Origin of the sequence: Paenibacillus sp. Dod16 (assembly GCF_049893405.1) — a bacterium.
Taxonomy (GTDB): domain Bacteria; phylum Bacillota; class Bacilli; order Paenibacillales; family Paenibacillaceae; genus Paenibacillus_AQ.
The window spans coordinates 1-25,788 of record NZ_JBNDYG010000012.1; the positions used below are offsets into that span (position 1 = coordinate 1).

Annotated in this window: 22 protein-coding genes; 18 read left to right on the forward strand and 4 right to left on the reverse strand. The window is 48.7% G+C overall.

Annotation, left to right across the window (positions count from 1 at the left end; translation table 11 throughout):
* The first annotated feature begins 325 nt into the window (after nucleotides 1-325).
* The 7 genes from ACPV3A_RS11525 (at nucleotide 326) to ACPV3A_RS11555 (ending at nucleotide 7,704) form a co-directional block, all read left to right on the forward strand.
* The gene (locus ACPV3A_RS11525; RefSeq protein ID WP_426199683.1) at nucleotides 326-868 is read left to right on the forward strand and encodes an RNA polymerase sigma factor; all 543 of its coding nucleotides are present in this window, start codon (nucleotides 326-328) and stop codon (nucleotides 866-868) included.
* Between the two features lie 61 nt (nucleotides 869-929).
* On the forward strand, nucleotides 930-1,931 hold the full coding sequence (locus ACPV3A_RS11530; RefSeq protein ID WP_426199762.1) for a hypothetical protein: 1,002 nt from the start codon (nucleotides 930-932) through the stop codon (nucleotides 1,929-1,931).
* Nucleotides 1,932-2,473: 542 nt separating this feature from the next.
* Nucleotides 2,474-3,439, forward strand: a complete 966-nt coding sequence (locus ACPV3A_RS11535) for an ABC transporter permease (RefSeq protein ID WP_071223639.1) — start codon at nucleotides 2,474-2,476, stop codon at nucleotides 3,437-3,439.
* Nucleotides 3,440-3,452: 13 nt separating this feature from the next.
* Entirely contained in the window at nucleotides 3,453-4,325 is an 873-nt protein-coding gene (locus ACPV3A_RS11540) for a carbohydrate ABC transporter permease (RefSeq protein ID WP_426199684.1), read from the forward strand.
* A gap of 47 nt (nucleotides 4,326-4,372) precedes the next feature.
* A complete protein-coding gene (locus tag ACPV3A_RS11545) occupies nucleotides 4,373-5,998 on the forward strand; it encodes an extracellular solute-binding protein (RefSeq protein ID WP_216534705.1) in 1,626 nt (541 codons plus the stop codon).
* A 110-nt stretch (nucleotides 5,999-6,108) separates the two neighbouring features.
* On the forward strand, nucleotides 6,109-6,909 hold the full coding sequence (locus ACPV3A_RS11550) for a Nif3-like dinuclear metal center hexameric protein (RefSeq protein ID WP_426199685.1): 801 nt from the start codon (nucleotides 6,109-6,111) through the stop codon (nucleotides 6,907-6,909).
* 120 nt (nucleotides 6,910-7,029) lie between these two features.
* Complete coding sequence (locus ACPV3A_RS11555; RefSeq protein WP_194541333.1) at nucleotides 7,030-7,704, forward strand: GntR family transcriptional regulator; 675 nt, start codon at nucleotides 7,030-7,032, stop codon at nucleotides 7,702-7,704.
* A gap of 80 nt (nucleotides 7,705-7,784) precedes the next feature.
* On the opposite strand, the gene ACPV3A_RS11560 is transcribed toward ACPV3A_RS11555, so the two are convergent.
* Nucleotides 7,785-8,558 (reverse strand): sporulation protein, encoded by a 774-nt coding sequence (locus tag ACPV3A_RS11560; protein WP_071223634.1) that lies wholly within the window; start codon nucleotides 8,556-8,558, stop codon nucleotides 7,785-7,787.
* Nucleotides 8,559-8,788: 230 nt separating this feature from the next.
* Between ACPV3A_RS11560 and rlmD the strand changes: the two genes are divergently transcribed.
* From rlmD to ACPV3A_RS11575, 3 genes are all read left to right on the forward strand, one after another.
* Nucleotides 8,789-10,390: a 23S rRNA (uracil(1939)-C(5))-methyltransferase RlmD gene (gene rlmD, locus ACPV3A_RS11565; protein ID WP_426199686.1), complete on the forward strand. Its 1,602-nt coding sequence runs from the start codon at nucleotides 8,789-8,791 to the stop codon at nucleotides 10,388-10,390.
* A gap of 364 nt (nucleotides 10,391-10,754) precedes the next feature.
* Nucleotides 10,755-11,330, forward strand: coding sequence for a 50S ribosomal protein L25 (locus ACPV3A_RS11570; RefSeq protein ID WP_216534709.1), 576 nt, complete (start codon nucleotides 10,755-10,757; stop codon nucleotides 11,328-11,330).
* Nucleotides 11,331-11,533: 203 nt separating this feature from the next.
* The gene (locus tag ACPV3A_RS11575) at nucleotides 11,534-12,238 is read left to right on the forward strand and encodes a DNA alkylation repair protein (protein WP_426199687.1); all 705 of its coding nucleotides are present in this window, start codon (nucleotides 11,534-11,536) and stop codon (nucleotides 12,236-12,238) included.
* 64 nt (nucleotides 12,239-12,302) lie between these two features.
* Here ACPV3A_RS11575 and ACPV3A_RS11580 read toward each other — a convergent pair whose 3' ends face one another.
* The gene (locus tag ACPV3A_RS11580) at nucleotides 12,303-12,731 is read right to left on the reverse strand and encodes a GNAT family N-acetyltransferase (RefSeq protein ID WP_426199689.1); all 429 of its coding nucleotides are present in this window, start codon (nucleotides 12,729-12,731) and stop codon (nucleotides 12,303-12,305) included.
* A 345-nt stretch (nucleotides 12,732-13,076) separates the two neighbouring features.
* Between ACPV3A_RS11580 and erm the strand changes: the two genes are divergently transcribed.
* The 8 genes from erm (at nucleotide 13,077) to ACPV3A_RS11620 (ending at nucleotide 19,962) form a co-directional block, all read left to right on the forward strand.
* Nucleotides 13,077-13,943: a 23S ribosomal RNA methyltransferase Erm gene (gene erm / locus ACPV3A_RS11585; protein ID WP_426199690.1), complete on the forward strand. Its 867-nt coding sequence runs from the start codon at nucleotides 13,077-13,079 to the stop codon at nucleotides 13,941-13,943.
* Nucleotides 13,944-14,070: 127 nt separating this feature from the next.
* Nucleotides 14,071-14,448: a MerR family transcriptional regulator gene (locus tag ACPV3A_RS11590; protein ID WP_071223574.1), complete on the forward strand. Its 378-nt coding sequence runs from the start codon at nucleotides 14,071-14,073 to the stop codon at nucleotides 14,446-14,448.
* Nucleotides 14,445-14,765 carry a thioredoxin family protein gene (locus ACPV3A_RS11595; RefSeq protein WP_113058574.1) on the forward strand — a complete coding sequence of 107 codons (321 nt, stop codon included), beginning with the start codon at nucleotides 14,445-14,447 and terminating at the stop codon, nucleotides 14,763-14,765. Before ACPV3A_RS11590 ends, ACPV3A_RS11595 begins: the two co-directional genes overlap by 4 nt.
* A 142-nt stretch (nucleotides 14,766-14,907) precedes the next feature.
* Nucleotides 14,908-15,585, forward strand: coding sequence for a CPBP family intramembrane glutamic endopeptidase (locus ACPV3A_RS11600; RefSeq protein WP_426199691.1), 678 nt, complete (start codon nucleotides 14,908-14,910; stop codon nucleotides 15,583-15,585).
* 106 nt (nucleotides 15,586-15,691) lie between these two features.
* Nucleotides 15,692-16,684, forward strand: a complete 993-nt coding sequence (locus ACPV3A_RS11605; protein ID WP_426199763.1) for a phosphotransferase family protein — start codon at nucleotides 15,692-15,694, stop codon at nucleotides 16,682-16,684.
* A 61-nt stretch (nucleotides 16,685-16,745) separates the two neighbouring features.
* On the forward strand, nucleotides 16,746-17,153 hold the full coding sequence (locus tag ACPV3A_RS11610) for a MerR family transcriptional regulator (protein WP_426199692.1): 408 nt from the start codon (nucleotides 16,746-16,748) through the stop codon (nucleotides 17,151-17,153).
* Nucleotides 17,140-17,880 carry an SDR family oxidoreductase gene (locus tag ACPV3A_RS11615; RefSeq protein ID WP_426199693.1) on the forward strand — a complete coding sequence of 247 codons (741 nt, stop codon included), beginning with the start codon at nucleotides 17,140-17,142 and terminating at the stop codon, nucleotides 17,878-17,880. Before ACPV3A_RS11610 ends, ACPV3A_RS11615 begins: the two co-directional genes overlap by 14 nt.
* 153 nt (nucleotides 17,881-18,033) lie before the next feature.
* Complete coding sequence (locus ACPV3A_RS11620; RefSeq protein WP_426199694.1) at nucleotides 18,034-19,962, forward strand: PAS domain S-box protein; 1,929 nt, start codon at nucleotides 18,034-18,036, stop codon at nucleotides 19,960-19,962.
* Nucleotides 19,963-20,141: 179 nt separating this feature from the next.
* Here the strand turns inward: ACPV3A_RS11620 and ACPV3A_RS11625 are convergent, their stop codons facing one another.
* Both ACPV3A_RS11625 and ACPV3A_RS11630 read right to left on the reverse strand, forming a co-directional pair.
* The gene (locus tag ACPV3A_RS11625) at nucleotides 20,142-21,854 is read right to left on the reverse strand and encodes a cellulase family glycosylhydrolase (protein ID WP_426199695.1); all 1,713 of its coding nucleotides are present in this window, start codon (nucleotides 21,852-21,854) and stop codon (nucleotides 20,142-20,144) included.
* Nucleotides 21,855-22,205: 351 nt separating this feature from the next.
* A complete protein-coding gene (locus ACPV3A_RS11630) occupies nucleotides 22,206-25,679 on the reverse strand; it encodes a stalk domain-containing protein (protein WP_426199697.1) in 3,474 nt (1,157 codons plus the stop codon).
* Between the last annotated feature and the right edge of the window lie 109 nt (nucleotides 25,680-25,788).

The window sequence follows — 25,788 nt, forward strand, 5'->3', positions numbered from 1 at the left end:
ACGCCCATTTGATTTGCGTATTCGGTCTGAGATAGAAAGATCAGAGTCATACCCTTGAATTAATGCCAATTTGCTATCCTTAGTAAATTTAGTCATAAAACAACTGCACCTCCAACTGTTAGATGTGTCTAACAATTGGGGTGCAGTTCAGATGGGGTCGGCTTTTTTGCCGTTACACAAAACTGTTCCAGTAAGTTTGCCTGGCGAAAGGATCATTTTTTTGAAAGATATGTAGGGTTTCCGGAATTAAAGGTGTCTTATATAGTAGCACCGGATCTATGGCTTGGTTCAACCAAAAGAGATGGTTATAAAGGGGGGAGGATCCATGGAGGATGGGACATTGTTGGACGGGCTTGCGCAGAAAGATCCGCAATGTTTTGAAACATTGGTTGACCGCTATTCACGCTACATAGCCGCGGTGGTCGCTAAAGTGGCCGGTGGACGGTTTAATTCCTACGATGTGGAGGAAATCACCGGAGACGTGCTGGTCAAGCTGTGGACAGACGGGCCCAAAATCATGCTGCGCGGAGATAGCTTCAAGCCTTATCTGGCCATAGCAGCGCGTAATCATACCTTGAATGTTTTACGAAAAAGACAGCGGGTCATTGAATCCGAATTGGAAGATGATGCGGTTTCTTGTCCTTCTGCAGAGGCATTGGCTATTCTGCGGCAGGAGAAGGAAGCGATTAGCGGCATGGTCCAGGATATGGGGGAACCGGATCGCGAAATCTTCATCCGCAGGTACTTCTATTTGGAGAAAGTCCGAGATATTGCAAGCAGGCTGAATATGCAGGAGAAAGCCGTCACCGCCCGGATCCGCCGGGCAAAGGACAAACTGCGCATTCATTATGAAACCGATAATCTGTAGGATTTCTATAAGGACCGTGTCTATAGGAGTGAAGCTTCGAATCGATAGCGAAAGGGGATGGATGCAAGTGAAGCGGCGAATTGTAGATATCATGGCCAATATCGACAATCAGGAGCTGGAGAATCTCCTCCTTACGGAGGAAGAGGAACGCGAGTTGACAAAGCAAATCAGTATGGAACGCATCAAGAATCGAGCGATGAACCGTATTCAAGAGGAGGAAACGATGATGTTTAAAAACAGGAAAGTGAAAAAATATAAAGCCAGTATCGTTATCGCTGCCGCGATGATTATGATACTTAGCACGACCGCTTTTGCGAGCCAATACATGGATAGCTTGAAGCAGTTCTTCGGTCAATCCGCGTCCATTGCGGAAGACGAACGGTCACCTATACAAGGGACGGATACAGCGTCCGGGGTAACCATGAATGTTGAAGAAGGCATATACGTCGGCAACAGCGGTTATTTGGTGGTCAGCTTTTCGAAAGAGGATGGTACGCCATTCCCTGCGGGTGTTTCGATACCCCGACTTGAACTGAATATGGAACATGATGTGAATTATATGGTAGGACAGCAGCTTCTTGACGATAACAAAAAGCTTGTCGGCGTATTTGAGATGGATGCGGTGAATGACCTCGAGGGGGTGAAGGCACGGATCACAGCCGATCGAATCACGTCAGCGGACAACACCCAAGCCGTTGAAGGCCCTTGGGATGTTCAATTCACCATTTCTCCCGGCAAGCAAAGAGAACAGAGTCTGAATCTGGCGATTGATGAGGGTAAGGAAGCACTGTCTCTCCGCACCATTAGTGTTTCATCCATCGGTGTGGCCATCGAAGGCAAGCGTACCGACGGTGAGCTGGATGAACTGCCGGAATATACGCCGGAGGTTAAGGTCATCGCCGCGGACGGATCGGAACTGAAGCTTCATGCCAGCTCGACAAGCACCACGAAGAACGGATTTCAGTGGCTGTATAATCTGGATAGCAAGAATAACCTTGTCTTTCTGGGGGATGTGGACATCAAAAGCATCAGCATTGACGGCAACGTGACGGAGCTGAAGTAAATATAGATATATAGGTGGCAGGAGGAATCTCAAGGGGCATAAGTGATGACTTATGCCCCTTTACTTGATCAACACCTCAGCAGGAATGGAATCCGAAAGCCGTAAGCGAATCAGGCCATAGCCTAAATACGCTTACGGCTTTTTTGAGGCTTCGGACCGAAATATTATTCATGAGAAAAAAATGTATTGAAATTGGAGAAAACGTCCATTAAAATGAAACCAACTACCATACTAGTTATACTAGTATGGTGAAATACGACTCTCAACATAGGTGGGAGAGGAAGCTGGGTCACTTTGTCGGTCTAACGTTCAAGATACGAGAGTTTATTTGTTAAACCAACATTGTAAGCGCTTAATATTGAAGGGGGGATCAATAGAAGGGCGGATATTACCTGCCGTAACGCTGCAACCTGTTTATAGCCACAATAATTGAAAGCGATTTCTTCGTGAGTATTGAATGGAGCTGGATCATGAAACACGGCCATATTCCATGACGAAAGAGGTATGAGAAGAGGCCATACGGATTGGAGTGAATAACGTCGATGGAGCCAAAAGTTGCGCATCATTCCTTGCCAGCCGTGAAAGCGGCCAAGAAGCCATCCAAACTTAAAACCGTCGCTGCACTGGTCCGGAAGGATTGGCAGCTGTATTCCCTATTGATTTTGCCGGTCATGTACCTGCTCATTTTTAAATATGGACCGATGATTGGCAACGTGATCGCTTTCAGGCGATTTATGCCCGGAGGAAGCATCTATGGGGAGAAATGGGTAGGACTGCACTATTTCAACATGTTTATCCATGACCCGGCGTTCTGGAACGTATTCAAGAACACCCTGCTGCTCGGTGCGTTATCCCTGCTCTTTACGTTTCCGGTGCCCATMATCTTTGCGCTGCTGCTGAATGAGGTGAAGAGCAGGCGATTCAAGAAATTCGTCCAGACGGCTTCTTATCTCCCGCACTTTCTGTCCATCGTCATCGTTGCCGGGATGATCCTGCAATTGACGTCGGTCAACGGCTCCGTTAACTCGCTCGTGGAGTTCTTTAACGGGGAACGAATCAATTTCATGCAGCGGGCCGAGTGGTTCCGGGCGATCTATATCTCGTCGGAAATCTGGCAGGGCATGGGCTGGGGCGCGATCCTGTATCTGGCCGCATTAACGACGATTGATGAATCGCTGTACGAGGCGGCAAGGATCGACGGGGCCAACCGCTGGAAGCAAACGCTGTTTGTCACGATTCCGGGCATCCTGCCAACGATTGTGACGCTGCTGATTCTGAACATGGGGGCATTCCTGGCGGTAGGGTTCGAGAAAATATTGCTGCTGTACAATCCGGTTATATATGAGACGGCCGACGTGATATCGACGTACCTGTATCGGGTTGGTCTCGTATCGAACAACTTCAGTTATGCCACGGCCATTGGACTGTTCGAATCCATAATCGGACTTATATTGGTATTCTCCGTGAATGCGATCTCGCGAAGACTGACGGATCGAAGCTTATGGTAAGGAGGGAGCGGTTATGAAGGAGTCAAGATCCTATAAGGTGTTCAAAGTGTGCAATGCCATCATTCTGCTGTTCGTTGTCTTCATCACGCTGTATCCCTTCCTGAACGTGGTCGCTCAATCCTTCAGCGGCGAGGCGTACATCAATTCAGGGAAGGTGAACCTGATTCCGAGGGGCTTCAATCTCGATACCTACAAAACCGTCACCAAAGACGCCATGTTCTGGACGAATTACAAAAACACCGTCGTGTACAGCGTGGTCGGCACCGCGATATCCATGTTCTTAACGACGATTTTTGCTTACGCCCTGTCCAAGAAAAGGCTGGTAGGACGCAAGTTCCTGACGATGTTTGCTGTGTTCACGATGTTCTTCAACGGGGGGCTGATCCCGAACTATGTGCTCATTAACAGCCTGGGCTTCAGCAACTCGATCTGGGCCATCGTAATCCCGGGAGCCATCAGCATATATAACATGCTTATCATGAAATCCTTTTTTGAAAATATGCCGGAAGAGCTGGAGGAAGCCGCGGCCATTGACGGCTTGAACACGTATGGCATGCTGTTCCGAATCGTGCTTCCTTTAAGCAAAGCGGTCATCGCGACCATGGTTCTCTTCTATGCCGTCGGGCACTGGAACTCCTGGTTTCCGGCCTTCCTGTACCTGGATCAGAAGGAGCTCTTCCCGGTTACGATCTATTTGCGCAACATGATAGCGGGCGCAACGGGCGTGACCTCCGCCGGTGCCAGCTCGGCCGATAACCTGACGCAGATATCCGCCAATATCAAATCGGTGACCATGGTGCTGACCATTTTGCCGATATTGACGATTTATCCGTTCGTGCAACGTTATTTCGTAACCGGCATCATGCTGGGCTCCGTAAAGCAATAGGACCATCCGAAAGGACATTTTATTGATATCATGGGGGGAATGAGAAAGTGAAAAAGAGTCATCGATCGTTTGCCAGCAAAGCTTTATTGCTATCGTTAATCGTTGCGATCTTGGCGGCGTGTACCGACAAGACAGGCGGCAAAGAGGCCGAAATCCAGGATAAGGGCGCGATGGAAACCTACGCCGTAGGCGATACGTTCAAGGCAACGGAGCCATTCGATCTGTCCATCCTCTACAGCGACCAGCCGGCGTATCCTTACAAGCAGGACTGGATGCTTTTTGCTAAAATAAAAGAAATGACTAACGTGACCTTGAAGCCGACGATCGTGCCGATGAGCGATTACAGCCAAAAGCGCAGTCTGCTGATCAGCTCCGGCGATGCGCCGCTGGTCATTCCGAAGACTTACCCCGGGGAGGAATCCGCGTTCGTAGCTTCCGGTGCGATTCTTCCGATCAGCGATTATATTGATCTGATGCCGAACTTCAAGGACAAGATCGAGAAATGGGACATGGAAAGCGAACTGGAAGGGCTTCGCCAGGAGGACAAAAAATATTATGTGCTCCCGGGCCTCCATGAAGCGGTGTGGCCGGACTATACGCTGATCGTGCGGACGGATATTTTCGAAAAGCATAACATCGCAATTCCGACCACCTGGGATGAGCTTTATACGGCCATGAAGCAGTTGAAGCAGGAGTACCCGGACGTTACGCCGTTCTCCGACCGCTTCAAATTCAACAGTACGCTGAACATCGCGGCTACGGGCTTCGGCACCAAAGGCGGATGGGGCTACGGCAGCGGACTTACGTATAAGGAAGATACGGATGAATTTGTGTACACGGCGGCAACGGATGAATATAAGGACATGTTGGCCTACTTCCATAAGCTGGTGGATGAAGGATTGCTGGACAAAGAGAGCTTTACCCAGGATGACGATCAGGCCGTGCAAAAGTTCGTGACTGGCAAATCCTTCATCATTAACGGCAACTCCCAGACCGTGGTCCAGCATCGCAATGATATGGACAAAACGCTGGGCGAAGGCAAGTATGCGATCAGCAAAATCACGGTTCCCGGCGGCCCGGCAGGCCAGCTGATGTCCGGCAGTCGCCTCGAGAACGGGGTGATGATCACTTCCAAAGTGAAAGAGAGCGAGCATTTTAAAGCCATCCTGCAGTTTATCGACTGGCTCTATTACAGCGACGAGGGACAGGAATTTACGAAGTGGGGCGTCGAAGGCGTAACGTATACCAAGGAAGGCGGCGTACGCAAGCTGATGGACGACATTAATTACAACGGATTGAATCCGAAGGGCACGAAGGATCTGCGGATCGAGCATGGCTTCTCGGGCGGCGTGTTTGCGTACGGCGGCACGACCGAGCTGCTTCAATCCATGTTCAGCGAGGAAGAGCAGCAGTTCCAGAAGAGCATGAGCGAAACAAAAACTGTCGTGAAGCCGGAGCCGCCGATTCCGTACTCGGTTGAAGAACGCGAGCGAGTGACGCTTTTGAGCACGCCGCTGAAGGACTACACGGATCAGAACACGCTGAAGTTCATTCTGGGCGATCGCGATCTTGCCGAGTACGACAAGTTCGTGAAGGAGCTGGATAGCCAGGGCGTAGGACAATACCTGGAGATTGCGAATAAGACTTATAAAAAATATAAAGAGCAACAATAACCAACGGATCGACAGGCTGCCGTTTCTTTAGGGAAAGGCAGCCTGTTTGGAAGTTCGGACGGTCGCGATGTTCCATCCTGCACTGTTGACGACAAGGAGGTTGTTCTAAATTGAGTGTGACCGTTCAAGACGTAATCAACCGATTAACCGAACCAGCGGGACGCCTTGAATCCACGGTGGACGGGGTTGTAGCCGGAAGCGCGGATGCCATCGTTCACGGCATCGCCGTCACGTTCGCCGCCTCGTTTTCGGTTTTGCAGAGAGCCGTACAGGCGGGAGCTAACCTTGTGATCACCCATGAGGGGATCTTTTACAGCCACCATGAGGATGGAGTGGATGGGATGCAGGCGAGTTCTGTCCACCAGGATAAAATAGATCTGATCCAATCCGGCAATCTGGCGATTTACCGGTTTCATGATGCGCCTCACAGGTATGTTCCCGATATGATCACACAGGGATTGGTTCAGGCACTGGACTGGGAGCCCTATATCGATACGTACCTTCCTACAGCTGCCCTAGTCACACTGCCCGGAGAACTGACAGTTCAGGAGATTGCAGAAGATATAAAAAGAAAACTGAATCTTTCGTATCTTCGTTATGTGGGGAATCGAAGCGGAATATGCTCCAGAATCGGCATAACCGTCGGCTACCGTGGCGGCGGCGCGCATGCCATTCCTCTCTGCGTGAATGAGCGGCTGGATCTGCTTATCGCCGGCGAAGGCCCGGAATGGGAGACACCCGAATATATCGGCGATGCAGTGGCGCAAGGCCGGAACCCGTCCATGCTTCTGCTTGGTCATGCCGCCAGCGAGGAGCCCGGTATGGCCTGCGCGGCCAAGCTGCTCCGCGAGCTTTTTCCGCAGATTCCCGTTCATTATATACCGCCCGTGCCCTTGATTCAGGTAATATAGAGGGAGAAATAACTTCAACGGTATCGGAAGAGCCATCCGCATAGAAAGCGATGCGATCAGCCAGATCCTATAACGTAAGCAAAAAGAACACTTGAGCATAAGAGAAAGAGGTAACGACATATGTCAACAGAGCAAAAGATTAAAGGCTCTACCAGGGAGTATTCCTATCAGCTGCTGAAAGACCGGATATTCCATCTGGAGCTGGAGCCGGGTACGAAAATCTCGGAAAAGGAAATTGCGGATGAATTGAACGTCAGCCGAACGCCGGTCCGGGAAGCGTTCATGAAGCTTGCCGAGGAGGAACTGCTCGACATTATTCCGCAAAGCGGGACAATCGTATCCCGTATTAATCTCAAGCATGTTGAGGAAGGCCGGTTTATTAGGGAGAAGATCGAGAAGGAAATCGTGGCGCTCGCCTGCGAATTTTTCCCCGAAGAGTTCCGTTTCCGTCTGGAAACCAATATTGCGCTTCAGGACATATGCGCGGGAAACCATAATTTCTATAAGCTGTTTGAGCTGGACGAGGAGTTCCATCAAATTCTGTTTGAGGGTACGGGCAAAGAACGGACCTGGAAGATGCTGCAGCAACTGAACATTCATTTCAACCGCTTGCGGCTGCTTCGCCTGTCGAAGGACTCCAACTGGGAGAATATTATCTCGCAGCATAAGGAAATGTATCAACTGATCGTTAATAAACAAGCGGAGCAGGCCATGAACGTAATGGAGCGCCATCTGCGTCTTGTCGTTGTGGAGCAGGATATTTTACGCGAGAAGTATCCGCATTATTTTATTTAATAACAAGCTTTATTAAAAATAATGACCCGCAGGAGAGTCACTTGGGATCAAGTGACCAGCCTTGCGGGCCATTTTTTTCATTAGATCGATCTGCGGATAACACCGTCAAGAATTTGAGCCACATGAGATGGTCCTTGCTCCAGATCCTGTTGATCCAGGGTAACCCAGGAGTGCTGTTCATCCATATCAAGGGATCGCTGGAGCCAGCCTGATACCCCTCTGCCTCTGCGGTCGACTTCGACCAGGACGGAAATCCCTTCCTGCTCCGGATACAGAATCAATTCAAGCTCTTTGATATGGCCGGCATAAGAGGAGCCAGGGTAAAATTCAATTTCTTGCACAAAAGGAACGCCCTGGCCTAATCTCGGGTGATATTCACAAGTGGCCATTTTGAAGCTGAAGCCAAGTTCTTCCACGGCGTCAAAAACAACGGATGCGCCTTCGTCCGGTTCAACGTCGATAAAATCACGGTCCTTCGGATCGATGGCATTATCGATATCAAGGCCGGTATGGATCCATACCGGCTGCCGCGAAATGGTGAGCGGCGTTTCCAGCGGCAGGGCAAAAGAGAATGGTATTTCCTGTTGATCGCCAGGCTTTAACGTGAGGCGGCTGGAGACATTGATTTTGGCAAGGGTATAGGATTCTATGTACTTCTTGTCGTCGCTTTCCCTGGTGTATTCCGTCATCACTTTCAAGTAAATACGGTCGACCGTCTGCTCTACGTTTCCTCCTTTAATGTGAATGACGCCGCGTACTTCTTCACCTGGATAATAGGAGGATTTTTCGAGATGCGTATCGATCTGGGCTGCTCCAATTCCTACACTGGCTAGCATTTTGTTAAAAAACGACATAAAAGATACCTCCAAAAGAGAATGTATGATAATGGAATTATACGCTGGAAGATTGCCTCTGGTTTCCGAATTGCAAAAATATTTTTTTGCAGTTTACGTAGTGAATATATTGACGCCCAGGAAGCTGAAGAATAGCCATGAAATCAGGAAAAAGAGTACAGCCCGTTAGCATTCGCAGGTTCGGCATGGTATATTGGACACGATACCATTAAGGATGGAGCATTCAAGGCATGAGCGAACAACAACGTTCCGGACAAGGAACCAAAAATAACAAATCAACGGCATACGGAAAGAAGCCGGGTGATAAGGCGGCTGCGAACCAAACAGGGGCCAAGCCGGCTTTTAAGCGCGAACATAGGAAGAACAAGGATTCGTTATCGGCTTCATCGTATTCGAAGGCGAAACCGTCCGATAAATATAAGCAAGGAGTACGAGGGCCACGGCCTTCATCCGGACGTGAGCACGCAGATGAGCTGCAAGCAGGCGACATTATTGTCGTTACGATCAAACGGCTTGGCATTAACGGCGAAGGAGTCGGCTATTACCGTCGCAAGGCGGTGTTTATTGACGGAGCGATCACGAACGAAGTTGTCAAAGCCGAGGTGAAAGAGGTCCAGCCTAAATTTATCAAGGCACAGCTGGTAGAAGTAGAGAAGCGTTCGCCTTACCGGATTGAACCTCCTTGTCCGGTATTCGGCATCTGCGGCGGCTGCCAAATTCAGCATATCTCCTATGAGGGACAGCTGCAGGCTAAGACGGATATTGTGCGTGAGGCGTTCAGCCGGTATGCAGGACGGGACGATGTGAAGTTTAAGCCGATCCTCGGCATGGAGCACCCATGGAATTACCGGAACAAAGCGCAGCTGCAGCTGAAACGGAAGGGCCACGAAGTGATCGCAGGGCTCTATGAAGCGGACAGCCATACGATTGTGGACATTAGCGGCTGCCCGATTCAGCATCCGAAGGTGAATGAAGCGGTGGAGAAGGTCAAATCCGTCCTCGAAGAGTTGAGGATTCCGCTGCACAAGGAGAATGGAAACAAGGACGGCGTTCGGACGATTGTGGTTCGTCACGGCTTCCAATCCGGGGAGCTTCAGGTGACGCTGGTGACGGCCGGAAGCAAGCTGCCAAGGCAGGACGATCTCGTTCGCATGCTGCGCCTTACCATTCCGGAGGTGAGCGGGATTTCACTCAATATTAATCCGAAGAAAACCTCACTCATCTTCGGAGACCGAACAATCTCGCTGTGGGGAGCCGAGAGCATGCAGGAATCGCTGAGTGACCTGCATTTCTCGCTGTCGCCCAGAGCGTTCTTCCAGCTGAATCCACAGCAGACGGTCAAGCTGTATGAGTCGGTCCGGGGGGCAGCCGGATTGACGGGGAAGGAAACCGTCATCGACGCCTACTGCGGAACGGGCACGATCGGCCTGTGGCTTGCGCCTTATGCCCAGGAGGTGCGCGGGATCGAGACGATCCCCGAAGCCGTCGAGGATGCCAAGGCCAATGCGCAGCGAAACGGGCGGGCTAATGCGAGCTTTCACGTCGGCCAGGCAGAGGAACTGCTGCCGCGCTGGGTCAAGGAGGGTATGAAGCCGGACGTCATCATTGCCGACCCGCCGCGTACCGGCCTGGACTCGCGCTTCCTGGAGACTGTGCTCCGCACCAAGCCGAAGCGGTTTGTATACGTATCCTGCAATCCCTCGACCTTGGCGAAAGATTGCAAGGTGCTGCTTGACGGCGGTTATGAGCTCGATTGGGTGCAGCCGGTCGACATGTTCCCGCAGACAAGCCATGTGGAGGCGGTAACGCTGTTGATCAGGAAAGACAATTAAAACGGAGATATGCAAAGAGGGGCTAAAGAGCCCCTCTTTTTTCATTGTTATAGCAGGACACTTGAGACATCACATTACAAGATTATGGAACAAGACCGTTTGTAGTGAATATTGACCAATTCCAGTCCGCTTCGGTCGACAACACTCTTTTTCTATGATATGGTAGCAAGTAATTAGGCATTTCGTTCCCTTGGGACGAGGTGCCTTCTCGCATATTTACAGCCGTTTTACATTTAATGTCTATCTGGAGGTGATGCAATGGTGCTCCTGATTTCCCCGCTACGGGGGGAGAAATCCGTAGTTCATTATGGACGATCGATGGAGAGTGCACCCAAATAACGATAATCTGAGGAGTGTTGTTGAGATGAGAGTAAATTTACGAGCAGAAATGCGCGCCGCGATGAACAAAACTGGACTTAAGCAGCTTCGTCTTTCGGGACGAATTCCAGCGGTTGTATTTGGCACAGGGGAAAACAATATGATGATTCAACTGTCCGCCAAAGAATTCGGCAAATGGGCAAGGAACGGCAAAGGAGGAATCCTTGAGCTTCGTTTTGACGATCGGGAGCCGCTTCCGGTTCTGCTGGAGTCCGTTCAGCGTGATCCAATTACTCGTGAATACATTCATGTCGACTTTTTACGCATCAATATAAATGAAGTTGTTCGGACGAGAGTAAATCTTGATTACATCGGCACCGCCAAGGGAGCCAAACTTGGAGGCGTCGTCCAAATTCAAAGCACGTTCATCGAGATTGAGTCTTTCCCTGACCGTATTCCTGCCATCATTCCAGTTGATATCAGCGAACTGGATATCGGGAATTCCTTACACGTCGGGGATCTTAAACTGCCAGACGGGGTCGTGCCGATCTCATCAGCAAACGAACTGCTCGTGTCGGTGGTGACACCGAAAGTCCAGTCGGAGCAACCGGAGGCTATGTAACTTCTGCTGCCGGCGATTACTTCCCGATACTCCATCGGGAAGCGATCGCCGGTTTTTTGCGTAAAACTTGAACAGAATCCGAACTTTCCATCAAGTGAGACTAGGCTTGGCCGTCATTATTATTGTACACTCAAGTCATGTGAACTGCGGCCTGCCGCTTACTCGGCGGCTGCATACTAAGCCAATGAAGGAAGTGTCGAACCATGAATGCAGAATCCGTTATGGCGGAGCTTGAAGCACTAGGCAAGGAACGGCTCAAGAAAATGTATCTGTCCAATGGGGCGCGTGAACCGCTCTTTGGCGTGGCGACAGGCGCCATGAAGCCGATGGCCAAGAAAATTAAAATCAATCAGCAACTGGCTGAGCAGCTTTATGCCACCGGGAACTACGACGCCATGTACTTTGCCGGCATCATTGCAGACCCTAAAGCGATGACGGCAGCGGATTATAATCGCTGGATGGATGCGGCCTATTTTTATATGCTGTCCGATTATGTGGTTGCCGTAACGTTGGCAGAGGCAGATATTGCGCAAGACGTTGCCGATCAATGGATCGCAAGCGGCGAAGAGCTCAGAATGTCGGCGGGGTGGAGCTGTTACTGCTGGCTGCTCGGCAGCAGACCAGATCGTGAGTTCCCGGAGAGTGAAATCTCAGCCATGCTCGAACTGGTGGAAAAGACTATTCACGAGTCTCCGGACCGAACGAAATCTGCAATGAATAATTTCATGTACACCGCAGCCATATCCTATCTGCCGCTTCATGATAAGGCGGTTGAGACCGCAAAGGCCGTAGGACCGGTAGAAATGAGGCGGGACAATAAGAGCAAGTTCCTGAACGCTTCCGAAAATATTAGGAAAGAAGTCGAGAGAGGGAAACTAGGTTTTAAACGCAAGTATGTGAGATGTTAAACCATGTTTTTAATCGGCGGATTTGATGGAAGACCTAAAGAAGGCGGTGTTTTGCTGCCTTCTTTTAAATATCCTTTTTCATATAGTAATGCGTATGCCGTCCGGCATTCTCGATCTGGCCATATACCTCATACCCCTGCTTGATGTAAAAATCCAAGGCTTGGAAGCTCAATGTATCCAATTTAACGAACTCGCATTGTTTCTCTTTCGCTATTTTTTCCGCCTCGTTTAACAGCTTGGTGCCGTACCCCGATTTACGGAAAGGTTCATCCACGAACAAGTAGTGGATCTCCAGCCAGTTCCAGCATATTTCCCCCACAATTCCTCCCAAAATCTGATCGTCCGCATTCCTCAACAATAGGTTTACTTCCTCATAACGGCCCTTTAAGTCGTCTGGGAAGTGCTTGAGATTATACTTAATCATTTGGTTCCTTACGTAATTTATGTCGGCGCTGTTTGATTCTGCAGTTTCATTAGTAAAATAAATTTGCATAAGGTTTGCTCCTTCTGGTATGCCACATCTGTGGTATGCGTAGGATACGAAATCGGTTATTCCTATCCTTCTCAAGATATCATAGCCTTCGAGTGGATCGGCGGTAAAAAATCTTTTTAAAAGAATGTACCCGTGAGGCAACGGGATGCCTATGCTATACTGTGGTTGTTATTTGATCCGCTTCATCTAAGGGAGGATTGTCCTTACATGTGTTGCATCGCATTCATACGTATTCGTTAATGAAGGTACAGAACATCTAAATCCGTCCATTTTCATGTAAAAATGCGAAGGATTATTTGTGCTGTGCCTTTTTCATTACTATACGAATGAATGAGGTGCTTTTTTGTGTTTAAACATAATAAAAATAGTCGGAAAAAGCTGAAGAAACCGTCTAACTTTTCCGCTCAGCATTTATTAATCAGCAAACGGCTGATTCATGATATGATCGATTTGGCCCAGATCCAATCCACCGATACGGTTCTCGATATCGGAGCGGGGACAGGGGCATTAACCTTTCCGCTGGCAGAGAAGGCGGCACAAGTGCTCGCGATCGAGACAGATCCGGCGTTTATTGATAAACTGTTCAGCAAGATAAAAGATGGCAGCAACATTCGCGTTAAGCCGTCTGATTTCCTGGAGGTTCCTCTTCCGAAAAGTCCGTTTGCCGTCGTGGCGAATATTCCGTATTCGATCACCACAGCGATCATGGCGAAGCTGCTGGATTATCCCGGCGTGCCGCTGCAGCGAGCCGTGCTGCTTGTGGAGAAGGGGGCAGCCAAACGTTTTACGGCAGTTCCTATTCAAGATCCGCGTATCTTAAGCTGGAGGATGCATTATGACATGCGGCTCGTGCGGACCGTATCGCCTCAACATTTTGCGCCGCCTCCCAAAGTGGATTCCGCTATTCTAGCCATCAACCGGAGGAAAAAGCCGCTCATTGCCACGCAGCATCAACCGAAGTTTAGAGCGCTGGCAGCCTATGGATTGCGGGACCCGAGGCTGCCGTTATTCGCGTCTCTGGCGGGCGTGTTCACGCCTCCTCAGATTACGAAGCTGGTCCGAATGCTGGGGGTGGATCGAGAGCTCCCCATCGGCAGGCTGAACGAAGAGCAGTGGGGGACTGTATTCCATACGATGCTTCAGCATGTGCCGTCGAACCGTTGGCCCATATTATCTGCAAGCTCTAAACGGAAATTCAAGAAAAGAGAATAACATTCCATGGGGATATTGTCGTTTCTAATACGATCATTTATAAAATATTCGCAGAATTCGCTTGACCCTGACACTAGTGTCAGGGTTTACAATGAAATCGAATCGTTCATCCAGGAGGCGAAAAAGCATGAAAATCGGAGAACTTGCAGCCCGTACCGGCGTCAGCATCCGTTCGCTTCGATACTACGAACAGCAAGGATTGCTTATGCCGGTTCGCAACGAGAACGGGTACCGGGAGTATTCGATTCTCGCAGAAGAACAGGTGCGTACCATCCAGTTATATTTGAATCTGGGATTGTCCACCGAGCAGATCGCGGGTTTCCTCCATTGCGTCTTGAAAAATAAAGAGGCGTTTTGCGCGGAAGTGTTTCCGATTTTTCGTCAAAAAATTGCAGAGATCGATGCGCAAATCCACCAGCTGAACCATATCAAGATGAATCTGGAGGAACGCATGCAATCGATTCTGGAGGAACGAGAATCGGAAGAAGCGGAGGAATGCAAATGAGTTTACCACGAATAGATGCAGCCAGCTTTCAAGACGCGATTAAACAGAATGGAGTCACTCTGGTTGAATTTGGAGCCACATGGTGCCCGCCGTGCAAGGTGCTGCTACCCATTCTGGAAGAGCTGAGTCAGGAAGAAGCGGGTCGCCTGGATGTCTATCAGGTGGATTGTGACGAATCCCCGGAGCTTGCCGCTCAATTCGGTATTATGTCCATGCCGACGGTGATCGTGTTTCATAACGGAGAACCGGCAGACAAACTGATTGGACTTCGACCTAAGAGTGTGTACCAAGCGGCGCTAGGCCGTTATGTCTCATAGAATCGAATATAGATTGATTGAGCGAAAACGCCTCTGTTGTTTAATGACACAGAGGCGTTTTCTATTGAGGTAGAGGGCATTATACGCCGTGTATCGAATTCTTATATAGCAACCGTAATACGCTGCCGAAGGAGATACTTTCATGAGATCAAGAAGGAAAATCATATCTCTTCTGACCATCATCGTACTAAGCTGTCTTGCCATGAGCTTGGTAGACGCGGTGATCCGTCCGGATTATGCTGTTAAATCCGCCATCAAGATCATCCTTTTTCTTACATTGCCAATTGGTTACGCCGTGATCGCCGGCGGGGTACCGTTTCGGAGGCTGTTCACCTTCGAGAGAAAAGGCCTCCTGATGTCCTTGCTGCTGGGATTCGGCGTATTCACGATCATACTCGGCGGATATTTTTTGTTGAGTCCTTTATTTGATTTCACCAACGTAACAGGAGCCTTACAGGAAAACTTGGGGGTAAACGCGGGCAATTTTGTGTTTGTAGCCCTTTACATATCGATTGCGAATTCACTGCTGGAGGAGTTCTTTTTCCGGGGGTTTGCTTTTTTCACGCTGAAGGAGCAGGTCGGACGACGGTTTGCTTATGTATTCAGTGCAGGGGCCTTTGCCGTGTATCATATTGCGATGATGTCCAGCTGGTTCTCGGTAGGGCTATTCCTCTTATTAATCGCCGGTCTGGTTGTCGCGGGCCTACTGTTTAACTGGTTGAATGAGCGCAGCGGCAATATTTACGCATCCTGGATGGTCCATATGTTTGCCAATCTTGCCATTAACACCATCGGATTTATGCTGTTTGGGATCATCTGATGATAGGATTAGATTTGTTTGCGGATAAATTTATGCCTGGCAAGGCGGTGGAAATTTTAAGGAGGCGTTTTAACTGACAACAGAGATCTTTTTCTCAACTAACCCCATCGGTCATGTAACGAATGAGCAGCTTCAAACCATGCTGGACAGACACAATCTAGGGAACCTCATTTCAGCTGAGAAAACGTCTAAGGGAGTAGGAAATCAGACGTTGTTCATTAACTCGAGCAGAGGAAGCTATGTATTGAAGGGAAATCCCCTTTATGCAGGGCAGTTCGCTGAAGAGAAATTTTATACGGACTATTTGCACGAATATACATCACTGCCTTTATCTGCCCCATATCTGCTGGATGCGTCCGACGATATTTTCGGCTGGAGCTACGCGATCATGCCCCGTCTTCATGGCGTACATATGAATGATCCACAATGTAGAGCAAGTCTTGGCGCAGCGGATCGAATAGATATTGCCTCTTCAGCGGCCAACATTTTAAATGAAATGCACGGCTGGACAGTGAATCAGTATGGCGAGCTCGACCCGCAAACACTAAAGATCCGCCCGTTTGAGGGATCTTATAAAGAGTGGCTCTACAACCGGATTCGGTTTTGGTTACAGGATGCCAAGCAATATTCCCAGATCACCCGAGCCGATACGGAATGGGTTGAAAAGGTGCTGCGTGCCTCGGCGGATGAGTTCGATAAGCATTGCTCCCCCACTTTTGTTATGGGGGATTTCAAGGCAGAGAATATGCTGGTAGCGTATGATACGGTTCGTCAGGCGTGGCGAATCAGCGGCATTTTTGATTTTACGACCGGATATTTTGGGGATGGAGCAGCGGATTTGCCCAAGATGGTGATTATGTATTGGGATTTCGAGGAACAGGAAGCAGCTCGGCATTTTGTACAGATGTACTTGCAGGGTTCTGCCATTAAGGAAGGCTTTGTTGATCGATTTAGAGTGCATATGCTCCATCAGCGTATATTGGATTGGGGATGTGCCAAAGCGATTGGTGCAGTTACTTGGGATCCGCAGCTTGCTTTTTCCGAATGGGCAAAAGATTATGTTTATGCCATGGACTACTTGAGATCGTGGATTGCATGATGCTTGTGGAATTCCGGATTGACCTTCACATCATGTGATGGTTTACAATGCGGTTAACCGAATGAAAAAGGAGCTGCTGCGTGTGCATATTAGTGAGTTGTCACGTAAAACGGGCGTAAGTTTGCGTTCCTTGCGTTATTACGAGGAGAAGGAACTATTGTCTCCGGACCGTCAGAATAATGGCTACCGTGAATATAGGGAGACGGATATCGAGCGGGTTCGGCTGATCCAGATGTATTTTAGCCTGGGATTGACGGTGAAGGAGATTATGAGTTTTTTCCAATGTGCATTTGATGAGCAGCCCAGAATCGAATGTCTCCCGAATGCGATTGAGGTAGGTAAGCGGAAGCTGGATGATATCCAGCTGCAGATCGAGCTGCTGAAGCAGGCGGAAATTCATTTGCAGAAGAACATTAAGGCATGGGAAGCTGTTTTGGACAAGGGGGATCGGCGTAATGAACAAGGTTGACGGACAGGTTGTGAAGCGAGTTGCTGTCGTGACGGGGGGCAACCGCGGAATTGGAAAAGAGATTGCAAGGCAGCTTGCTGCCAAAGGACTTCAGGTGATCATTACGTCCCGGGACGAAGGGAAGGGGAGGTTAGCTGTCCAGGAATTGCTTGCGGCCCGGCTCGATGTAAAGCTGCAGGTGGCGGATGTCCACGAAATCAACGATGTGGCACGGATGATGGAGCGAATACAGTCAGACTACGGCCGTCTTGACGTGCTGGTGAACAATGCCGGGGTTATTTTGGACCGAGGGGTTTCAGTGCTGGATGTAGAGGAGTCGGTCGTGCGGCAAACGCTGGAGACGAATTTTTTTGGTGCTTTGCGTATGATGCAGGCGGCGATCCCTCTGATGAAGAAGCATCATTATGGGCGTATCGTAAACATCTCTTCCGGTCTTGGCGCATTCGAAATCATGCAGGATGGTTACGGTTTAAAAGGGTCGTCCTCGGCTTACCGTATCTCCAAAACGATGCTGAATGCGTTAACCTGCCTCGTCTCGCAAGAGGTAGCCGGTGCCGGCATAAAGGTAAACGCGGTTTGCCCTGGCCGGGTTCAGACCGATATGGGCGGTGAGGATGCTCCGTTAACCGTTGCCGAAGGGGCTGATACGGCTGTTTGGCTGGCGACGATGGAGGATGATGGACCGAGCGGGGAGTATTTTCGAGATCGGCAGCGAATCGCTTGGTGATGTGGTGGGAATTTTCGCTATGCAAGGGATGACGTCTATTGTTTGGTTTACCGATGGATGACGCTGCTAATGATTAGCAATATAAAAATACTCTGAAAAAGACCCATTTCGAAGATGCTGATGTATAATAATCGGTATCAGGAGGTGCAGAGTATGAGTGATATCAACATTTTTGGCCATCAGGCTTTGTTTGAACATGTCTACAAAAGTGCTCCAATTGGCATTGCCCTGGTTACGATAGAAGGAAATTGGATCAGCGTAAATCCTGCGGCTTGCAAAATGTTTGGCTTGACGGAAGAAGAATTGATGGCACAGCCGGCAACCGATTATATTTATTCTGATTGCATTAACAATAAAGATAAGCTGTTTCAATCTTTGGATGAGACGTCCTCAACCATTGCGGTGGAAAAACAATTCGTACATAGAGACGGCCGTGGCATCTGGGCATCGATGCATGTTTCTCTGGTTCGTGACGAAAAGGATCAAACTCCTTTGTTTTTCATTTCGCAAATTGTTGATATTACCAACAGCAAGGTTGCCGAGCAAAGGCTCCAGGAGAGCATTGAACGCTATACCTCGCTGAAGAAGTATAACCATGATGCGATCATTTCCTTCAATCTGGAGGGAAGGATCATTAACGGGAACCAGATGGCAGAGCAGCTGACTGGTTTTAAAATTCCCGAATTAATTGGAACCCGGATTTCCAATTTGATCGGTGAACGTCATCTTGCTCGTATACTTTCTCCTTTAGCGGATTATGTTGCTGTCGAGAAAGCTATAAACGTTATCCATCACAAAAACGGACACACGGTTGAAGTGCTAGCTACGCTTGCACCGATTGTCATTCATAACAAGAATGTGGGTTTCTACATTATTGCCAAGGATATGACAGAGCAGAAGAGGCTCATCATCGAGAAGGAAGCAGCCGAGAAGACAAATAACGCCAAGAGCGAGTTTCTGGCGATGATGAGCCATGAGATCCGCACACCGATGAATGGTGTGATCGGGATGACGGACTTGATACTTGAAACAGAGCTTGATGAGGAGCAGCGGGACTATGTACAGATCATTAAGAAAAGCGGGACAACCCTTCTGAACATCATCAATGATATTTTGGACTTTTCAAAAATCGAATCGGGCAGAACGGAGCTGGTGGAGGAAACATTTAATCTAAGAACGGCTTTGTCCGAGACATTGAACCTGATTCTTCCGAAGGCGCTGGAGAAAAATATTGAGGTAACCACATCCGTAGCTTCGGACGTTCCGAGTCAGGTTTACGGGGATGTGACGAAGCTGAGACAGGTCTTAATGAACCTGCTTAGTAATGCCATTAAATTTACGCCTAATGGCGCCGTCTCCATCTCTGTGCAGTGTGTCGAGGACCAGGGGAACTCGGCCCTTATCCAATTCTCCGTTATGGATACGGGCATTGGCGTGCCGAGTGAGAAGGTTGCGCAGTTATTTGAACCCTTTTATCAAGTGGACCACTATATGACCCGCCAGGTGGAAGGAACGGGGCTGGGTCTGGCGATCTGCAAAAAACTCGTTCAGTTGATGGGCGGAGATATCTGGTATGAGAAGAATCAGAACCAGCAGGGGTCTGTCTTTACGTTTACGGTTGATTTTTCGTTTAAGCCGAATGATGTCAATCAACAGGAGAATGGGGCCGTTCACGAGAATCACTCCTCAGGAAACGATCTGAAAATTTTGATTGCCGAGGATAATGAGGTGAATCAGTTAGTCCTCAAGAAAATGATTGAGAAGCTGGGATACCATTCGACCACCGTCCAGAATGGACTCGAGGCGGTTGAAGCCTTCGAGCGTTATCCGTATGACATCGTGTTCATGGACATTTCGATGCCCTTCATGGATGGAACGGAAGCGGTCCGGCTCATTAAAGAATCGGTATCATCCGAAAAACAGCCCTTTATCGTGGCCGTTACGGCCCATGCGATCAAGGGCGATCGTGAGAAATATTTAGGGATGGGCATGGATGAGTATGTAAGCAAGCCTGTCAGCATGAATGTTATCTCGGGCATTATTGATAAGTTTCTGGCTGAGCGAGATATGTCTCAAGCCTAAACAGATGAAAGCTCAAGTGATGTCGCTTGAGCTTTTATTCATTCTAATTATAGGAACGAATTCGCATGCAGTATGCAGCTGCTAATCTGCCGTCGCGTGTATGGGAGTTGCAGTCATAGTGAATGAAAAACGGCCTGCGGGAAGAATCCCGACAGGCCGTTAATGTTATAAAGGATGTCCTAAGAAGCGTTACCGGTTACGCTGCTTCCGCTTTTCGTAAGTTTATAGGTGATGACCTCGCCGCTCCAGAAATGGAATTTAAGAATCACTTCTCCGTCTCTGACCTCATTAAAAAAGGTAGGCTTGAGCTTGATTTCATCCGTCGAGTAGGATGGGGAGAACGTATATTCAAACTCTTTGAAGGAGGTCCAGTCCTGCGGTCCTGCATTGCCTCCCGTCGCGTATACCGCCTCCATCGTGGCTAGCTGATCTCCGTTGAACGTCGTTGGAATGCTGAACGAATCGGTTGTACCCTGCGTGTTGCGGAGCTCGGGCTTATCATGGAAGATGACCCTGAAATTCCAGTCCGCACCGCGGTTGAATTTCGCCGTCAATACAGCATTCACGCCGAATTGGCCGGATGAAGTCAGTCTGGACAGCAGGCTGGACGTAAACGTGATCGCATTTCCGTTAAGCGTATAATCCTGCCCGGCAACTAGCAGCTGTCCGTTTGTGCGAACTTCGGTTAACGTGTGGCCGTTTAAGTTCAAAGGGATGCTCTTATTCTGGATGGCCGTTCCTTTTTTTACGAAGACCAGATCGGTGTCAGCCGTGGAAGAACGACCGCTCCAACCCGCCTTCATGATGTTGTACAGCTCCGGATCGGACCAGGTAAAAGCGGTTCGCTTAAAGTGCTGGCCATTGTCCCATAGCATATGGGTAATGTTCTTCTCTTTGAGATAATAGGTTAGATACTCGAAGAACTTCAGTTTCTCCCCCTGCTCAATGACTCCCGTGCTCTGATCGAACCCAAGCAGTCCATATTCACCCAGGATGACGGGAATCCCTCTGGCGATAAAGGTGTTATACACATTGTTGAATGTTTGATCGATATCGTTCCGGGTATCCGTCTCAAAACGGGTATAACCCGCGATGTTCACACTAAACGGCCAAAATCCATAATAATGGACCGTGGCAATGAGATTGGAGTCATACAGCTTCGTCATGGTGTTATATAGTTCGTTCATTCTCTCCTGGGTTGGAGAGGCCTCCAGGGTAGATAGCACAAGCGGCCGGGTTGCGTTGCGTGCTCCAGAGCCGCGGACGATCCGATGGAATGACGTTTGAAGTTCATCCAGCATCTGAAATGCTTTCTTCTCATCGGTGGTCCCGCCATCCGAGAAACGAGGTTCATTGACGCTTTCAAACATCAGTTTGTTGGAATGGTTCCGGAAGCGATGGGCAACTTGAGTCCATACGGCGTTGTACTTGGCAACGACCTCATTGCGATTGTTCTCCATATGGCTGATCCATAGCCAAGAATCGTGATGGACATTGATCATGACATAAAGATCGGCTTTAAGCGCCCAATCGACAACCTCCTGTACCCGGTCCATGTAAGCAGTGTCGATGGTATAGTTCGGCCCGCTGCCGATATGGTTGTTCCAGGTTACCGGAATGCGGATACTCTTATATCCCTGTGCCGCGATTTGGTTGATCAAGGCTTTGGTGATGCGCGGATTTCCCCATGCTGTTTCGTCAGCCCCCACGGCATCCAGCGAATTGCCAAGGTTCCAGCCGGGCTGCATATCATTGACGTAGGCTTGGGGATTTTTCTTTGGAGATCTTGAATGTTCATTTTTCGCAGCGGATGCGAAAGATGGGAATAGTGAAAGGACTAGAACAGCGATAAGTGCCAAGGAACATAGGGATTTCTTATTCAGGTTTATCATTAGCATCTCCTTTTGTAATGAAGTTGTAAAGTGATGTTTTAACTTAAGTGACTTCGTGTGAGGTATCTGTCGGGTGTTGAGGTTCTAGTTGTCACGAAAGGATCTAGAGAGTAGGCGTTCACCTCCAAGTGTAAGTTGAAAGCGCTTTCTAATTTATAAATTATCATATTTTCCCATTTGGAAGTACCCGGACAATTCCTCATAAAATCATGTGGAAATTAGTTATAAGATGCAGGCAGTTTTGGAGAGGGCTTGATGGGTGGAAAGGGATAAAAAAAGCTGTCCCTCATGGTCAAATTTGACCGGAGGAACAGCTCTTTATGTTAGAGAAGGTTCGTATTCTACCTTCGACTAAGGTTTTTTAACTAATACAAGTGTTTTGGATGCTTCGGATAAAGGTGTTGCGGATGGAGCACTCGAAGCGATTTTCTTGTCTTTGGACAGTACGGACAGGACATAAACGGCATATTCCGTATTGTCTTTAATGTCTTTACCGAAGGCATCTTTGGCAGGGATTTCAATCAGAGCCGAGATATCTTTGCCATCGGGTTTTATGGTTACATTGGTATTGACTTTGGCATCCGCTTCCGTCGCTGTCTTCAGATCGAAGGCCTTAATGCTATTTTTCTCTACAAACAACAGGCGGTATGCCGTAATGCTGCGTTCATCGATCGCCTTCTTGAAATCGACTTGAAGCTTCCCGTTTGCATCCAACTTGGCTGTAACGCCCGTTGCTCGGGTCGGATTCGGGATCGTAAACACATCAGAAGAATCGGACAGAGTATTGCTGGTAGAAACAGTGCCATCGGCAACAGCCAGGATGAATACACTGTACTTTTGGCCAGATGCAATGACTGTACCATTGACGTCTTTCGTTGTAGCCTCCAAGTTTTTTACATATTGTTTCTGGCTGGAATCGACATTAACTATTGTGTAGTTTCCAAGCGGTACATTATTTGCTTCAAAATCGCCAAATTTTTTGTTGGCTGGTACCACCATGATTCGATATTCTTTAATGCTTCCTGTAGCGGCCGAGAATTTGACTACAATATCACTGCCATTCCCGTTGGTGCTTTCAATCCCGGCATATACATCCGAAGGAACCGTTACAGCGGTACCCGTAAGCTTAATTGGCGCAGATGGTGCCGACAGGGCACTGCTTATTGAACCATTATTGCTCACGGACAATACGAATACTTGATAATCCACCAAATTGCGAATTGGCTGGCCTTCAACATCGTTTGTTCCAGGTCTCAGAACGTTATTGAAATTGTCGCCGACCGGTACACGATCGTAGTTGCCAGAAGCTACACTGATAGCATGATTTAAATTAAAGCTGCCAGCGTTTGTTTGTTTCACGACCATAATCCGGTATTCCTTAATGTTGGCTTCATTTGCAGCCTTGGTAAACGATACTTTCAAGTCGCTTGCGTTATTATTGTCGCCTGCATCAGCAGCCGTAATGCCCTTTACCGCATCTACCTGGGTCACGCCTTGTATCGTTACGTCACGAGAAACCGATGAAAGAGCATTGCTGTAATTCGAATAGCTGTTGCCTCTAGATAAGACGTACACACGGTAGCTTGAACCTCTTTGAATGAGATCCCCGTCGGAATCCTTCGTCGTGCTAGTCAAATCCCGAGTGATGGTGCCGCCGGTTTTGTAAACCGTGGTGTAATTCTTGTTGTCATAAGCTTGGGACACGCTCAGGCTCTTGGATGACTTCACAACGAGAATCCGGTAATGATCGATGAAGTTTTCACCATTTGCTGGATTGAAGGAGACTCTTAAGTCACTTCCGTTACCATTATTGCCGATAATGGACAAGGTTGGCGTGGAAACAGGGTTTACATTGCCCTGATTGTTGTTTCCAAGCGTAATCGATGAGTAATTGGATAATGCATTATTACCCGAATAGCTTACGGACAGGACATATACGCGATAGCTGATTCCATTGCGAATGAGCTCCCCATCGATATCACGGCTGTTGGAATTCAGGGTTTGAGTAATGTAGTTGCTGCTGTTGTTCTTATTGATTTGAGTGTAATAATAGCTGTTGTTTAAGTTATTGGCTCTATACAGATCGAAATAGCTATCGGATGATTTTACAACGAATACCTGGTAATAGTTGATGTTCGAACGATCGGACGGCTGGGTGAATGACACCTGCAGGTCGCGTCCGTCATTGTAGTTGTTCACGTCGGTGACAGACAGGCTGGTAACCGCACCCACATTGGAGCTGGAACTCAAGATGATGGAGTTAGATGGCGCAGACAGCACGTTATTATTGGAGTTATTATTGTTCACGGCCATGACGAATACGCGATAGTACACGCCGCTGCGAATCGTTGCTCCGTCTACGTCTCTAGCCCCCGATGCCAGCGTCAAGTTGTTGATGTTATTCCCGGTTTTGTTGACTTGGGTGTAGTTGTAGCTGGATACACCATTGGCTTTGCTTAAGTTGAAGCTGTTGTAATTGCTGTCCTTTACGACAAACACGCGATAAGAGTGAATGTTGGATTCGTTGGATACCTTGTTGAAGCTTACGCGAAGATCGCGGCCATCACCATAATCGCTGATATCCGTCACCTGCGTAATGGATGGAACCGTTGCATTGCCTGTGCTGAGGGTGATGGAAGACGAACCTGAAGACAGATTGCTTGCAAGCACGTTCTCATTGCTGCTCACAGACTGGACGAACACGGTGTAAGCGACTCCGCTGCGGATAAGCTCCCCTGACGTATCACGAGCGGAAGAACTCAGCGTCGTGGACAGCGTTGTATTCGTCGTGCTGGTTTTACTTACCGTCGTGTAATTTTGGCTTTGAACGGATTTGGCAGCCGTCAGATTAAACTTGGCAGCATCCTTCGTTTTTACGGCAAACACTCGATAGTTGGTTACATTGCTCTCATTCTGGGCACGCGTGAAGCTGACCTGCAGATCACGGCCATCGCCATAGTCGCTCACATCGCTTGCCTTCACGTTGGTTGCTCCGTTTACTGAATTGGTGTTGGTCAGCGTCAACGACGGCGAAGCCGAGGAAAGGGCATATGTGCCGCCTGTTTTGCTGACTGCCAATACGTAGGCTTTATAAGCCTGGTTATCGCGGATCAGATCATTATCCACATCCCTTGAGCCCGACGTGAGGGTCAGCGTCGGATCCGAGCCGGATGGGTACACCGTTGTGTAAGCTGCCGAGGACACGCGCTGTGCCTCAGATTGGTTTAACGTCTTGGACTGCTTTACAATCATCACCCGATAATGCGAAATTAAAGACTCGGTGGATGATTTGGAGAAGCTCACCTGCAGATCGCGGCCGTCGCCGGTATTACCGATGTCCCGAAGAGTCACATAATTCACAGGCACGATACCGGTATTATTTCCGCCGCCTGAATTGTTCGTTGTTTTGACGGTGACCGTTTTCGTTTTGGAATTCCAGCCGATTTTTTGGCCGAGGGCTTCACTTACGAAGCGTACCGGCACCATGGTGTTGCCTTTTAAGTTTTTCGCCGGAACATCCAGCGCTACCGTCTTGTTATTGATGGTGGCCGTCTTGGAGTTGATTTTTAGAATGACGGTTGTGCCATCCTTGGTCGCTGTGACGGTTTTCGTTTTTTGATTCCATTTGACCGATGCATCCAAGGCTTCGAAGATGGATCTCATCGGAAGCATGACGCGTCCTTGGATCATGACAGGCGCTTGAGGCGTATACAGCTTGACGCCGTCAATCAAGACGCTGATCTTCACTGCCGCCTGTACCTGCGATTGGAATGTCATGGGGATTAACAGTATAGCTGCTAGCAAGGCAGTCCATATTCTTTTCACACACTCAACCTCCTGAAATTTAGCTTTGTTATTATTTTCCTCTACAATATGACGCATTGGCCTAGAATAAAGTTTCAACTATAACATCGGCAATCCGAAAATATTTTTT

What these genes read in the sequence shown, in the direction of transcription:
- ACPV3A_RS11540 (WP_426199684.1), top strand. Translation starts at nt 3,453, where the DNA reads ATGAAGGAGTCAAGATCCTATAAGGTGTTCAAAGTGTGCAATGCCATC.
- ACPV3A_RS11600 (WP_426199691.1), top strand. Translation starts at nt 14,908, where the DNA reads ATGAGATCAAGAAGGAAAATCATATCTCTTCTGACCATCATCGTACTA.
- ACPV3A_RS11555 (WP_194541333.1), top strand. Translation starts at nt 7,030, where the DNA reads ATGTCAACAGAGCAAAAGATTAAAGGCTCTACCAGGGAGTATTCCTAT.
- ACPV3A_RS11530 (WP_426199762.1), top strand. Translation starts at nt 930, where the DNA reads ATGCAAGTGAAGCGGCGAATTGTAGATATCATGGCCAATATCGACAAT.
- ACPV3A_RS11625 (WP_426199695.1), bottom strand. Translation starts at nt 21,854, where the DNA reads ATGATAAACCTGAATAAGAAATCCCTATGTTCCTTGGCACTTATCGCT.
- ACPV3A_RS11615 (WP_426199693.1), top strand. Translation starts at nt 17,140, where the DNA reads ATGAACAAGGTTGACGGACAGGTTGTGAAGCGAGTTGCTGTCGTGACG.
- ACPV3A_RS11590 (WP_071223574.1), top strand. Translation starts at nt 14,071, where the DNA reads ATGAAAATCGGAGAACTTGCAGCCCGTACCGGCGTCAGCATCCGTTCG.
- ACPV3A_RS11595 (WP_113058574.1), top strand. Translation starts at nt 14,445, where the DNA reads ATGAGTTTACCACGAATAGATGCAGCCAGCTTTCAAGACGCGATTAAA.
- rlmD (WP_426199686.1), top strand. Translation starts at nt 8,789, where the DNA reads ATGAGCGAACAACAACGTTCCGGACAAGGAACCAAAAATAACAAATCA.
- ACPV3A_RS11575 (WP_426199687.1), top strand. Translation starts at nt 11,534, where the DNA reads ATGAATGCAGAATCCGTTATGGCGGAGCTTGAAGCACTAGGCAAGGAA.
- ACPV3A_RS11580 (WP_426199689.1), bottom strand. Translation starts at nt 12,731, where the DNA reads ATGCAAATTTATTTTACTAATGAAACTGCAGAATCAAACAGCGCCGAC.
- ACPV3A_RS11610 (WP_426199692.1), top strand. Translation starts at nt 16,746, where the DNA reads ATGAAAAAGGAGCTGCTGCGTGTGCATATTAGTGAGTTGTCACGTAAA.
- ACPV3A_RS11620 (WP_426199694.1), top strand. Translation starts at nt 18,034, where the DNA reads ATGAGTGATATCAACATTTTTGGCCATCAGGCTTTGTTTGAACATGTC.
- ACPV3A_RS11570 (WP_216534709.1), top strand. Translation starts at nt 10,755, where the DNA reads ATGAGAGTAAATTTACGAGCAGAAATGCGCGCCGCGATGAACAAAACT.
- ACPV3A_RS11525 (WP_426199683.1), top strand. Translation starts at nt 326, where the DNA reads ATGGAGGATGGGACATTGTTGGACGGGCTTGCGCAGAAAGATCCGCAA.
- ACPV3A_RS11560 (WP_071223634.1), bottom strand. Translation starts at nt 8,558, where the DNA reads ATGTCGTTTTTTAACAAAATGCTAGCCAGTGTAGGAATTGGAGCAGCC.